The sequence below is a fragment of the Thalassospira sp. CH_XMU1420-2 genome (assembly GCF_037029325.1).
Taxonomy (GTDB): domain Bacteria; phylum Pseudomonadota; class Alphaproteobacteria; order Rhodospirillales; family Thalassospiraceae; genus Thalassospira; species Thalassospira povalilytica.
This window is the reverse complement of record NZ_JAYMEG010000001.1, coordinates 1,032,027-1,046,016: the sequence shown is the minus strand read 5'-3', so window position 1 is coordinate 1,046,016 and position 13,990 is coordinate 1,032,027. Positions and strand designations below refer to the sequence as shown.

8 protein-coding genes are annotated in these 13,990 nt (G+C 54.0%); 2 read left to right on the top strand and 6 right to left on the bottom strand.

Annotated elements, in window-relative coordinates; translation table 11 throughout:
- Nucleotides 1-31 precede the first annotated feature (31 nt).
- Entirely contained in the window at nt 32-1,312 is a 1,281-nt protein-coding gene (locus WA429_RS04600; RefSeq protein WP_068519433.1) for a TRAP transporter large permease, read from the top strand.
- Nucleotides 1,313-1,359: 47 nt separating this feature from the next.
- Here WA429_RS04600 and WA429_RS04595 read toward each other — a convergent pair whose 3' ends face one another.
- Nucleotides 1,360-2,262, bottom strand: a complete 903-nt coding sequence (locus tag WA429_RS04595) for a LysR family transcriptional regulator (RefSeq protein ID WP_068519432.1) — start codon at nt 2,260-2,262, stop codon at nt 1,360-1,362.
- Nucleotides 2,263-2,643: 381 nt separating this feature from the next.
- On the opposite strand from WA429_RS04595, the gene WA429_RS04590 reads away from it, so the two are divergent.
- Nucleotides 2,644-5,712, top strand: a complete 3,069-nt coding sequence (locus WA429_RS04590) for a hybrid sensor histidine kinase/response regulator (protein ID WP_336107176.1) — start codon at nt 2,644-2,646, stop codon at nt 5,710-5,712.
- A 108-nt stretch (nt 5,713-5,820) separates the two neighbouring features.
- Here WA429_RS04590 and WA429_RS04585 read toward each other — a convergent pair whose 3' ends face one another.
- From WA429_RS04585 to WA429_RS04565, 5 genes are all read right to left on the bottom strand, one after another.
- The gene (locus WA429_RS04585; protein ID WP_336107175.1) at nt 5,821-9,123 is read right to left on the bottom strand and encodes an error-prone DNA polymerase; all 3,303 of its coding nucleotides are present in this window, start codon (nt 9,121-9,123) and stop codon (nt 5,821-5,823) included.
- Between the two features lie 4 nt (nt 9,124-9,127).
- Nucleotides 9,128-10,663 carry a Y-family DNA polymerase gene (locus WA429_RS04580; RefSeq protein ID WP_336107174.1) on the bottom strand — a complete coding sequence of 512 codons (1,536 nt, stop codon included), beginning with the start codon at nt 10,661-10,663 and terminating at the stop codon, nt 9,128-9,130.
- The gene (locus WA429_RS04575; RefSeq protein WP_287466712.1) at nt 10,653-11,093 is read right to left on the bottom strand and encodes an ImuA family protein; all 441 of its coding nucleotides are present in this window, start codon (nt 11,091-11,093) and stop codon (nt 10,653-10,655) included. The genes WA429_RS04580 and WA429_RS04575 overlap by 11 nt, the downstream gene beginning before the upstream one ends.
- 655 nt (nt 11,094-11,748) lie before the next feature.
- Nucleotides 11,749-12,471 (bottom strand): SDR family oxidoreductase, encoded by a 723-nt coding sequence (locus WA429_RS04570; protein ID WP_287466713.1) that lies wholly within the window; start codon nt 12,469-12,471, stop codon nt 11,749-11,751.
- A gap of 44 nt (nt 12,472-12,515) precedes the next feature.
- Nucleotides 12,516-13,973 carry an aldehyde dehydrogenase family protein gene (locus WA429_RS04565; protein WP_287466714.1) on the bottom strand — a complete coding sequence of 486 codons (1,458 nt, stop codon included), beginning with the start codon at nt 13,971-13,973 and terminating at the stop codon, nt 12,516-12,518.
- Nucleotides 13,974-13,990 lie beyond the last annotated feature (17 nt).

The window sequence follows — 13,990 nt, the reverse complement described above, 5'->3', positions numbered from 1 at the left end:
GATTCCCGGTTTTTAACAGGGCAAAAGAATAATGTTATCAGGACTATTGCTTTCATTCGGCGGCCTTTTGCTATTTGGGTTGCCAATCTTTGCGGCACTGGCCTTTGCCGTTGTTGTTGCCGTCGGTTTCTGGGGACCATTTGATCCGGTAATTGTTCCGATGCGCATGTTCGCAGGCATGAACAATTTCTCGTTGATGGCCATTCCGTTCTTCATTCTTGCATCCGAACTGATGCGCATTGGCGGCCTGTCACAACGACTGGTCGATCTTGCCACCGTTCTGGTTGGCTGGATCCCGGGCGGTATTGCTGCGGCAACCGTTCTGTCCTGCCTGTTTTTCGGGGCGATTTCGGGATCAAGTCCGGCAACGGTCATTGCCATTGGCAGCATCATGTTCCCGGCACTGGTGGCCGCGGGCTATGACCGCTTCTTTGCTATCGGCCTGATCACGGTGGCCGGAACGCTTGGCCCGATTGTTCCGCCAAGTATCGGCTTGATCATTTATGGCTCTGTTACCGGGGCATCGGTCGGCAAACTGTTTGCCGGCGGTGTTGGTCCGGCCCTTCTGATTGGCGCGCTTCTGATTGCAGCCTGTGTGATTTTTGCCATCCGTCGCGGCTATCCGCGCCAAGATTTCCCGACACGCGCGGCCTTCCTTCTGGCCATTCGTCGCTCGGCATGGGGTCTTGGTCTGCCCTTCCTGCTTTTGGGCGGCATTTATTCCGGTATTTTCACCCCCACGGAATCCGCGGCAGTTGCCTGCATGTATGGCTGGTTTGTCGGGGCCGTCATCTATAAGCAGATTGGCGTTGACGAGCTTAAAAGCATCCTGAAATCGTCGGGTGCCATTGCCGCAACATTGCTTTTGATCACGGCCGGGGCTTCGGCCTTTTCGTGGCTTCTGACGATCACCGGGGCGCCGGGGAACCTGTCATCACAGGTTTTGAGCAACACAAGCGATCCCTTCACCATCGCGGCCCTGTTCAATGTTGTCATGCTGGTGACCGGCTTTTTCCTTGATAGTGCATCGGCCATCATCGTTCTTGCCCCGTTGCTTCAGCCGATTGCCGCCCAGGTCGGTATTGATCCGGTGCATTTTGGCCTGATCACGGTTGTGAACTTCTCGGTCGGCATGCTGACACCGCCGGTCGGCCTGAACCTGTTTGTCGCGATGGGGGTATCAAAGATGTCGCTGCGCGATGTCTTGCGCGGCTGTCTGCCGTTTATCGCGATCATGATTGTTGCCCTGATCCTGATCACCTATGTGCCATGGATTACCTTGTGGCTTCCTGACCTGATCTACGCGCAATAAGGTAAAACGATCCGAACAGCTGGCGGGGCCGGAGAAATCCGGTCCCGCTAATTTCCTTCAAAGAACAGTCGCCGGTCTTTTTGACAGGTTTCGAGCAGAAATTTCCAAACGGACATCAAACCGGGAAACCGATGAAGGTCGCTCGACGAGGAAATCCAGTATTTGCGCTCGAATGCAATTTCCGGACAGACCCGCACCAGATCAAATTCCGAAATCAGATAGATCGGGAAAATCCCCAGTCCCAGCCCGGCAGCCGTGGCAAATAATTGCGACACCATGCTGGTTCCGCGGAACGCATATTTCAGATTTGGTGAAAGTTCTTCGTGATAATTCAGGGTCTGGGAGAAAATATGATCCCGGACATATCCGACCCACATATGGTCAAGAACATCCTGCGATCCCTTAAGCGGGCCGTGTTCGGCAATATAGCCTTCACTGGCATAGATACCCAATGTGTAGGGAGTGAGAACCTTTTTGATGATGTTTTCACCTTCGGGTTCTTCCAAGGTTACACAGATATCAGCTTCTCTGTTTGTGATCCGGGCCTGCTTGGGCAGTGAAACCAGTTCAAAATCAATATTCTGTCCACGAAGCCACCAGGAAATCTTTTCACCGAGATACCCGTTCCCGATGCCTTCTACAACACCGACGCGGATTTTCAGGCGCGGGGCTGCGGGACTGTTCTGCTGCGCAAAAGCAAGCCGTAATTGACGTTCACATTCAAGTGCATAGCTGGCCAGATCACGCCCGTCGCGGGTCAGTTTATAGCCGGTCTTGTCCTGTGAAAACAGACGCACCCCCATACTGTTTTCAAGGTTGGATATCCGCGCCTTGACCGTTACGCGCGACGTATCAAGAACCCTTGCTGCTGCAGACAGGGTGCCTTCGCGTGACAATACCAGAAGATGCTTTAAGTCATCCCAGTTCAGATCAAAATGGGGTTCTTGCAACCGTCAAAATTCCTGTGGATTTGCAAAGGTTAAATACACCTGCTGCCAAGCAGACCGGTCCTTCTTCTGACGTTTTGAGGATACCGTAAATGGCAGTTTGTTGAAACGACTTATGCCCGGTTTCAGCAGGAAAATCGCATTTGTTTACCCGCGCAATTGACCGAAGTTCATTACACGTTATGATTGCATTGTGGCGCGCAGTTGAAACAATCGGGCTAATTTCGGTTGTGATGTTTAAATCCTTCTCAACAAACACAATCTATAGGCGAAGCCACCCAAACAAAGTCGCCCACATAAGGTGACTTGAGGAACCAATGCATGCGCAGCTTCGTGACAGGGAATGTGAAGGATACATCTCGGTGGCTTTTGCCGATATGCATTTTGTGTTTGCTGAGCGCTGCTTCGGGCTTCATCTTCTTTTACGAAAAGTCGGTTGAACAGGAAGTCTTCAGCGACACCAATCAGGACCTGCAACAGCTTCTTGCGCAGGGACGTTCGGTTCTGTTCAACGATCTTTACAGGTTTCGCGACAATCTGAGCTTCCTGCACGCGACCCCGCCTGTCTCGGGACTGACGCGTGCGGAGAGCAATGGCGGCATTGACCCGTTTGATGGCACCAGTTTTGACCAGTGGAAGCTTCGTCTTGAGACGATTTTCATCGCGATGCTTCACAACAATGCATCGATCGATCAATTGCGGATCATTCGGACCAATGATGCCGGATCCGAACTTGTCCGGGTGAACCGCAGGGGCGGCAATATTTATGCCGTGCCTGATCAAATGCTTCAGGACAAGGGCACAACCGACTATTTCGCCCACTCCGCCGCCCTCAAACCGGACGAGCTGTTTGTTTCACGCATCAATTTGAACCAGGAATTCGGCCAGATTGAATATCCGATCCGGCCAACCTTGCGGTTGTCGCTGCCGATCTTTAACGAAGACGGCACGCGATTTGGCTTTCTGATCATGAATATCAACGCGCAGAACCTTCTGGCGCGTCTGCAAAAAGAAGTCACCGGCGATTTCGAAATCATCCTGACCGATGATGACGGATTTTATATTGCCCATCCGCTTGAAGAATACCGGTTCAGCCGGGATTTGCTGCCGGAACATCGCTGGGATAAAGATTACGACACCCGCGAGAACGAACAAACCGGCCTGATTACCGCGACTGAACTCAGTTCGAATCGCCGATTTTATATTCAGGCATCCACCATTCAGTTTGCATCAAACCCGGCATCGGTATTGCATCTGTATGCCGCAATTGCATCGCAACGGGTCGCCGACGTGATCTGGAAAAGGCGCCTGTCGACTTACGGGTTTGCGGCGGTTTCCATTATCATTATGACCATCACGCTTTTGCTTTTGCTGCGTGGATACAGAAACAGCATTCATCTTGCCGATGCTCGCGCAGAACACGAAGCAATCATCCGCAGTTCTTCTGACGGAGTGATCGGGCTCAAGCGATCCGGAACGGTTTCCAGCGTCAATGAAACCGCCGAAAAGATGTTTGGAATAAACCCGAATGCAGTAATAGGGCGCAATATCGCCGATCTGAACATCCTGCCGGATGTCGATTTTTCTGACAAAATCAAACAGGTTGCGACATCAAGAGTACCTTTGTCCTTTGATGCCACTTTTTCTTCCTCGTCGTCGGCGGAGAAGAAAGAACTGTTATTGACCTGCTCCCCGATCGTAAGCGACAGCCGCGGGATTACCGGCGTTGCGGTGATTGCCCGCGATGTGACCCAGGAAAGGGTTGCCGAACGCCAGATCCGTCGCGCCAATGCCGAGCTTGAAGAAAAAGTCGCCAAACGCACGGAAGAACTCGCCGAAGCCCATCAAAAGGCACTGCAAGTCAGTGATATGAAAAGTGCCTTTATCTCGAATGTCAGTCACGAAATGCGCACTCCGTTAAACGGCATGGTCGGCGCCCATAAACTGATCCAGCGCGAACCGCTAACGGAAAGTCAGCAAAAATATTTGCAAATGGCAGAAACCAGCTGTTCAACCCTGACGACGTTGATCAATGACATCCTTGATCTGTCCAAAATCGAGGCCGGAAAACTTGAATTTGAAAACAAACCGTTTAACACGCTGGAATTGTTTGAAGCGATCGCAAGCTCATCCGCCATCCGGTCGCGCGAAAAGGGTATTGAGCTGATTCTCGATACGGTCGACCTTGAGCATATAGAACTTTACGGCGACACCACGCGCCTCAAACAATTGCTGAATAACCTTGTAGGCAACGCCATTAAATTCACCGATAAAGGCTATGTCGGGATCTACGTCGCCAGCAGGTCTGACGGGGAACGTGTCCGTCTGGATGTTTCCATTGAAGATAGCGGCATTGGCATTCTGGATAAAAACAAGGAAAAACTATTCACTGCTTTCACCCAGGAAGACACATCCATTTCATCCGAATTTGGCGGCACTGGGCTTGGATTGTCGATCTGCCGTCAACTTTGCGAATTGATGGGTGGTGCCATCAATTTTGATTCCAGTAAAGGTAACGGAAGTCGCTTTTTCTTCCATGTATATTTCGATGCAAAAACAGCCAAGGAACGATTCGTTCCCAGACTTTTGAAAGACAAATATGTCTTGGTAGACCTGAGTCACGAACAAACCTTTATCGTAGTATCGCGCCAGATCAAAAGGCTTGGCGGCGATATAATCAACATGAAAACAGATACGGTATCAGGCCATATCCACCCAATAATCGATATTGCAATTACCGATCAAACCGATGGTGGACTTGAAAAATTCTGTTCGTTCTTGGAAAGTCTGTCCCTGAATGGCACACAACTGCCACATTTGCTAATCGTGCAGAATTTCCGGCGTAACCAGTTAAAATATAAGGGCAAAACAAATTGGCTGTCCGAACCGATCAACTATTCCGAACTGGTCGCCAATCTGGATCCGAAACAGCGCCAGCAGAACACACTGTCGATGTCAGCACAGAGGAAAAAGTCCCCACCGGACAAAGTCGGAAAAGCACAACAAAGTACTTCAGAAACCACTGCGCTTCTGGACAAGGTCGCGACCATTCTTATTGTCGATGACAATGCCATCAATATCGAAGTCGCCAAGGGATTGCTGTCGGGTATGGATTTCACCCTGCTGACCGCAACCAACGGCGCCGAGGCACTCGAAATCATGCGCTATGCTTCCGAACCGATTCACGCGGTCTTGATGGATTGTCAGATGCCGGGCATGGACGGGTTCGAAGCCACCAAACAGATCAGAAGCGGCATTCTTGGCCCTGTCATGTCAAACATTCCGATCATCGCTATGACCGCCAATGCAATGTCGGGTGAAAAAGAAAAATGCCTGGATGCCGGAATGAATGACTATATCACCAAGCCGATCGAACCCGACCGCCTGGTGAACAAGGTCATGCACTGGGTCCAGAAGCAGCTTGCCAAAAGCCAAGGCCCTGTCGATCATTGATCAGCTAAAAGACTATTCCGCCGACGAAGACGAAGGGTTCGAAGCATAGGCATAGCTGCCCCAATTCCGATAACTGCGGCACAGAAAATCGCTGCATCTGTTGGGCGTTCAATGAAAATCATGACTGTCGATTTTTAGGGTCGGGGCAGTTTGCGTCTTTGATGCAGGTGAGGAGCCCAAACCATCAAGCCCGCTTGCCCAACGCAGATTGCGCGGATGGGTATTGTTGCTGCGCGCAATTCTGTTGTTTTCGGTCAATCCTTGCAACATGGGGGTCAGATCAACCAGCTTGTCGGCGATGATATGGGTCACGCCGTCTTCACGCTGAAGCTTGCCGGTTACCCCCATCACCGTGGCGGTCATGACTTCGCGTCGGTATTTTTCCATCACCTTGTTCCAGACCACCAGATTGGTAATGCCTGTTTCATCCTCAAGCGTGATGAACACCACCCCCGATGCCGTACCCGGACGTTGACGCACAATGGCAAGACCGGCATGACTGATCCGGTCGCCGTCGCGAACCCGGGCCAGATCCGTCGCCTTGCTGATACCGGCCCCGCCAAGGGCATCACGCAACATGCTGATCGGATGCCCCTTAAGCGACAAGCGCAGGCTTGCATAATCCTCGATGATTTCTTCGCCCGGCTCCATAACCGGCAAATCCACCGGGGCTTCCGGCCCGAATTCGGCTGATACCCCCATATTGTGGTTGAAATTCTGGGCTGCTTCAAACAAGGGCAAGGCAGCGGGTGGTTTGCGCCCCTTGCCAAAGCGCCGGACGGCCCAAAGCGCTTCGCGCCGCGACAGACCAAGAGATCCAAACGCATCGGCCTCGGCCAGTTTTTCAAGGGCCGCAGGTGACAGACCGGTCTGACGCGCCATCAGATAGATATCCTGAAAGCCGCCAGCCGGACGATTGGCCATCAGGGCAAGGGCATCTAGTTCGCCAAATCCCTTGATCTGGCGAAAGCCCAACCGCACCGCGTGATAGCCGCTGGCCCGGCCCATTTCACGTTCAAGCCGGTTGTCCCAGAAACTGTGATTGATATCGATTTCAAGCACCCGCACCCCGTGATTGCGCGCATCATTGACCAATTGCGCCGGGGCATAAAACCCCATCGGCTGCGCGTTCAAAAGCGCACATAAAAACACATCCGGATGATGGCATTTCAGCCAGGATGACGCATAGGCCAGAATGGCAAAGCTTGCCGCATGGCTTTCGGGAAATCCGTAATCGGCAAAGCCTTCGATCTGTTTGAAACAGCGTTCGGCAAACTCGATGTCATAGCCGTTTTTGAGCATGCCATTGATGAATTTGGTGCGATGTTCGCCGATCGTACCGGTGCGTTTGAAGGTCGCCATGGCCCGGCGCAGGTTATCGGCTTCTCCGCCGGAATAGCCGGCGGCAACAATGGCGATCTGCATCGCCTGTTCCTGAAACAGCGGCACGCCGCAGGTTCGCTTCAAAACGGCTTCAAGCTGCTTGGACGGATATTCGACCTTTTCCCGGCCCATGCGCCGCTGCAAGAAGGGATGAACCATGCCGCCCTGAATGGGACCGGGGCGCACAATCGCCACCTGAATGGTCAGATCATAGATGCTTTTGGGTTTAAGACGGGGCAGCATGCTCATTTGTGCACGCGATTCCACCTGGAAAGTCCCGATACTGTCGGCCTTTTCAAGCATCCGGTAGGTTGCCCGGTCTTCCTTGGGCAGGGTCGCAAGGTCATAATCAATATTCTTGTGCGTGCGCAAATCATCCAGTGCCTTGCGAATGCAGGTCAACATCCCGAGGGCGAGGATATCGACCTTGAGAATGCCCAGCGCATCAATATCGTCCTTGTCCCATTCAATCGTCGTGCGATCGGCCATCGCCGCATTGGCAATCGGCGAAAGCTCACACAGCGGCCCGCGCGTAATGACAAACCCGCCGACATGTTGCGACAAATGGCGGGGAAATCCGGTGAGTTCGCCCGCCAGATCAAGCACGGCCTTCAGCCTTGGCTCATCGGGATGAATGCCCGATTGGCGCATCATGGTGTCATGCGCACCCTTGCTGCTTGACCCCCAGATGGTTTTGGTCAGTTTGACAATGGTGTCTTCGGACAGGCCGAACACCTTGCCGACATCACGAATGGCGCTGCGCGACCGGTATGAAATCACCGTCGCGGTCAATCCGGCACGTTCACGGCCATATCGTTCATAGATGAACTGAATGACTTCTTCGCGGCGTTCATGTTCAAAATCAACGTCGATATCGGGCGGTTCGTTGCGGGCATTGCTGATGAAGCGCGAAAACAGCAACTCCACCTTGTTGGGGTCAACCGATGTGACATGCAGGCAAAAACAAACCGATGAATTGGCCGCCGATCCACGCCCCTGGCACAAAATCCCCCTGGACCGGGCAAAGGCCACAATGTCATGCACCGTTAGGAAATAGGGGGCATAGCCCAGCTCGTCGATCAGTTTAAGCTCGGTCTCGATCAGGTTTCTGACCTTGTCGGGCACCCCTTCGGGATAGCGTTTTGCCGCCCCTTCCCAGGTCAAACGGATCAGACGTTCCTGTGTACCTTCGCCTGATCCGTCATTTTCATCGGGATATTCATAACGCAATTCATCAAGACTGAAGGTGCATTGATCGGCAATCTCGACCGTGCGGGCAAGCCAATGGGGATGATCGGGAAACAGACGCGCCATTTCACGCGGTGACTTGATATGGCGTTCCCCATTGGGGAATAACCGATAACCGGCCTCCTCGATCCGGCAATGATGGCGGATACAGGTCAGCACATCCTGCAGGGGTTTGCGCGACCGAAGATGCATATGAACATCATTGGTCACGACCGCAGGAATGCCAAGACGGGTTTCGATTTCCTCAGTAAAGGCAAGGCGTTCGCTGTCGAACCCGTCCATAAACCGCCCGACAGACAGCCACAATCGCCCCCCGAACCATGATTTGAGCCGCACCAGATCGCTGCGAAATGCATCGTCCGGCACCTGTGGTGGCACGGCAATGAACAGCAACCCGTCCTTGTGATCGACAATATCGGCAAGATAAATCTCGCACGCCCCCTTGGGCGCACGGCGCTTGCCAAGGGTAAGCAACCGGCACAATCGCGCATAGGATACCCGATCGGTCGGATAACACAGCAAGGATGGGCCATCCATCGGATCAAGCCGACAACCAACAATGTAATTTAACCGGTCGGCATAATTACGATGTGCGCTATGTCCACGCACGACACCGGCCAATGTGTTGCGATCCGTCAGCGCAATGGCATGCAATCCCTTGGTCGCCGCGGTCAAAACCAGTTCCTCGGCATGGGATGCCCCGCGCAAAAAGGAAAAATTGCTGCTGACCTGAAGTTCGGCATAGACCGGTTCATCGGTGCGAATGGCTTGCTGTGTCATGGCATCATCCCCCGAAAATCCCGTGGATTGACCAGATATCCTGCCCCGCATGTCCGGTGCGCAGCAGCCACAACATCCGGCCTTTCTGATCGCGGATCCGGAAATAGTCGCGTGTCATTCGCGACAGGGCGTAATGATCGTCATCAAGATGCCCCCACCATTCCGGACAGATGCGTTCAGGCCCCTCGGCGCAGGCGATATCCACAATCATTTTGCGCCAGCGCAGCCGCGTTGGCGCGCCATTGGTACTGCGTGCGATGACTTCCACCGGTTCGGGGGGCTCGAGCAATCTGACAGGACGTTTTGGCAAGGGGGCATCTGGCAGCCGTGACGGCCTTGCCCCGCCAACCGGAGATTGGCGAATGGCGGCCCGTTCGGGCATGTAGCTTGCGTGATGGGCCGGACGATAAAGAATGTCATTTGGTCCAAGATGATGACAGATCCGGTCAATCAACTGCCCCAATGCAAGCCCCTCACTGCTGTCATCCTGCTGATGGTCAAGGCGGGCCTGGCGAAAGGCGACATGTTCTACCCACGGCGCATGGACAATGATCTGCTCGATACCGAAACCGGTATCGACACCGGGCATCTTTTCGCCCAGCAATCGCAAAATATGCGGTGCAGACTGACACGGGGTCCCGGTTGTCGTGGTGATGGTATGAGCATGACCATCCACCCGGATCGAACGGACACATATCCGCCGCAGGCCCAGATTTTCAGCCGCAAGCATCTCGCACAGCTTGCCGGTCATGTCTTCGATCGCCAGTGCCAGATTGGCCGCATCGCCAAGCGGTTCGCCAAAGCTTTGTTTGATCAGCCAGGGAGTATCGGGCAATTTGAAGTTCAGATGTTCGGGCAAGCGCCCATAAAACTGATCAAGACGGCGCAACACATCGGGTCCCAGCCGGGTGGTGATATTGGCGCGCGGCAAGGGTGTAATATCGCCCAGTTGCTTAAGGCCAAGCCGCGACAACAGGGCGATGATGTCATCCGACAGACGCAGGGCCGAAACCGGAAATCCTGCCGCGATTTCATGATCGGCGGGCAAGGACAGGATATGCTCGGTCGGCGCACCGGGATGATGGCGCGCAGCGGCCCAGGCGGCCCCGGCCGTATCGGCAATGGCAATTCTGGCGCCATAGCCCCGGGATTTCACATCACGCAAGGTCTGACCGATCATGGCGCTTTCCCCGCCAAACAAATGACTGCCGCCGGTAATTTCCAGCCATAATCCGCCATCACCTTGCAGGCCGTGCGCATGCAACTCCCGATCCGGCGCGACCCAGGGGCTGTATCGATCCATCAAACGGATCAATCCCGCCAGATGCATGTCATAAAGCGCCTCATCCTCGGGGCTGTCGTGCAAACCGGGAAGGATACTGCGCGCATCGGACAGACGCATGCCCCCGTATAATCCGGCGGCCCGGGCCCGGGCATTCAGCCCGCATACCAGAACCCCTTTGTGATCGGCACGCGTGATGACATGTGGCCCGTCAGCATCATCTGCCGGTTCGGTGGGGTTGCTGTTTTCAGATGACACGTCCTGGTCCGCCTTGTGGCGGGTATCGGCCGTGGTCCTGCTGAGTTTCTGACAATCCGTCTTCCAGTGGGTCAACCACAGATAAAGAAAACGTTGATGCATCGGTTTTGACTTTCCAGCTTCCCGGTCGGACCCCGCGTCCCCCGATCAGGCTGAGATGATGAATATTCCCTGTCTTGGTGTCTGACGAGCTTGGGGCCGGTTCGATCTTCCAGCGTGTCAGTGCACTTGATGGCATCAACCGCCCGCCATGCGATGCCCGGCGCAAAACAATTATCCGGGTTCCACCCGCCTCACAGGCCAGTTGCAGACGCCTTGCCGATGTCAGGTCGTAATCGGTGGTTTCCAGAATAATCGATGCGACCTGTCCGGATTTGGCGGCCTCCTCACAGCTCCATAAGGCGATATCCTGCTGATCGACTGTCATCATCAAGGGCGGGGGATCCGTTGCCTGCCCGACCGGTAAGGCCAGATGATAAAACCCGCCCTGATCAATCGCCCGTCTTTGCCGAACCCAGAAAACAGACCGGTTTGACTGGGCATGGTCCTGTGCGCTGTTTTGCGGTTTTCCTTGCGATCTGTCTTGCTCGCAGCCTTGTAATTTTCCGTGTCCTGCCCTCTGCTCTTGCGGAGCAATCCGGGCCAGATACCAGGCCAAAATCGACGCCGCCCCACCATCATGGGCACAGATCACCTCATGCATACCAACCGGCACAAAACCGCCGATGCTGATATTGCGTGACAAGGCCATACCACCAAACAGGCAGCCGACCACACCGCCTGCCTTGCCGGGGAAACAGGATACATTTCCCCTCCAACTTTTTTCGGCCCGTGCCAAGACAGCCCGGGCATCCCTGATCCGTTCAGCAAGCATCTTACCCAAACACAACAAATGTTCTCTATTTGTTCTTATTTAGGAACGCCCGATATCAGAGTCAAATCAAAAGCTTTCAGGGGAGCTGGAGGGGGGAAAGAGGAAACCGAGTATCACATAAGATGACCTTGCCCTTTAAAAATGGACGACCAGAAACCTTGTCTGGCCGCCCATTTCCGGGTGGTATTTCCCTAATAGACCGGGATGAAGATTATACCAAACCACCATTGGGCTGAACAATCTGACCCGCGATCCACGATGATTTGTCAGAAGCAAGGAAAGCAACAACTTCGCCAATCTCCTTTGGATCACCAACGCGGTTGAACGGACTCATCGCAGCAGAGCGCTGAACAGCTGCTTCGTCTTTGCCCGAACGGAACAGATCGGTATCCACCGGCCCCGGTGCCACGCCATTAACCCGTACACCACGACCTGCCAGTTCCTTTTGCATAGAGCGCAGCAAACATTCGACCGCGGCCTTGGTGGCACTATACGGACCAAGGCCCGGTGCAGCAAAGCGGACCAAGGATGTGGTCAAACCAATGATCGTACCGCCATCTGCGATATTGGCTGACGCGGCTTTGAGGATGTTGTAAGCGCCAACAATATTGACTTCGACAAGGTCGCGGAACTTTTCGTTACTGAATTGCCCCAACGGTCCCGGAGGCACGTTGATACCGGCATTTGCAACAACACAATCCGCTGCACTGCCAAAATCTGCCGCCACCGCTTCAAAGATATCCGAGACCGATTTCGGGTCACGAATATCCACCTGATAGGCCTTGATGGTTGCATCTGCGATTTCTGGCATCTGGTTAGGCTGACTGCTGACATAGGTCAGCGCGACATTATAGCCGTCTTTGGCCAATGCTTCGACGATTGCTGCACCGATACCGCGGGAACCGCCGAATACGATTGCTGTTTTCTTTGACATGATAATCATCCGTTTGCGTTTGATTTATTGTGTGATCAGACCTTTCAGGCCGTGATCGAGACAACCCGTTCTTCAGTCAGTTCGTGCACGGCATAATGTGGCCCTTCGCGACCAAATCCGCTTTCCTTCGTACCGCCATACGGCATCAGATCGACGCGCGAACTGGACGTTTCGTTGATATGGACACCACCAACATCCAGACGGCGCACCGCCTCGAATGCATCGGACATCCGGTTGGTAAAGATGCCGCTGGCCAAACCATAAGGCGTTGAATTCACACGTTCGATAGCTTCATTGAGATCATCAAACGGGATGATTGACACAACCGGACCAAACACTTCCTGACATCCAACGCGCATATCACGCGACACATCAACAAGCAGGGTTGGCGGCACCACCGCACCTTCGCGTGCACCACCGACAAGCTGACAGGCACCTTTTGCAACGGCTTCCTTGATCCATTCTTCAACACGGATCGCAGCATCCACCGTGATCAAAGGCCCGGTGACCGTTTGGTCATCAGCCGGGTCCCCGTACGGGACTGCTTTGACCAGATCGGTCATACGCGCGACAACCTCGTCATAGACAGATCGCTGAACCATCAACATCTGCACGGATGTGCAGACCTGACCGGCTTTGCGGAAACCTGCCGAAACGACCTTGGGCAGGGCAACATCAAGATCGGCATCATCATTGATGATGGTAAAGGCAATCGACCCCAGTTCCATTTGGGTGCGGCGCAAATCCGCCTTTGACTGAATGGCACGGCCGACCTCGGTACTACCGGTAAAGGCAATGAACCGGATACGCTGATCCTCAAGGGCCTTGGACACAACCCGTGCCCCGCCGTGCAGAACCGACAGGAACCCTTGCGGGACCCCCGCCTGCATCAGGATTTTTGCCATTTTGCATGCGGTGATTGGTGTGTTGCTTGACGGTTTGAGGATAACCGCGTTGCCCGCTGCCAATGCCGGAGCAACCTTGTGCATGACAGTGTTTAGCGGTGAGTTAAAGGGTGTCACGGCCAGAACCACGCCCAGCGGTACCCGCATGGTAAAGGCGATGCGATGAGCCTGACCTGGCGCGCCCTGGATCGGCACAACATCCCCGCTCAGACGCCGGGCTTCCTCGGCAGACAAACGAAGAGTTTGCAAACAACGCGATACCTCACCATTGGCGTCAGAACGGGTAAAGCCGGCTTCGGCCTGAATGGTTTTCGCAAGGTCATCGCGATTTTGCTCGATCAGAACCGCCGCCCGGTCAAGGATTGCACCACGCTCGTAATTGTCCGGGGCACCACGTTTGAAGGCGGCGTAAGCAGCATCAATTGTCTCGACAATCTGTGCATCCGAGGCCGAATTGGCCACAGCAATCGGGTTTTGGGAATATTTGTCCAGAACCGTGACGGTATCTGCCGCACCTTCCACCCATTCGCCATTGATCAACAAGTGGCACGTTACCGATGAGCTGGCCTCAGTATTATTTACGCTTACTGTGCTCAATTTCTTATCCTTCCTCA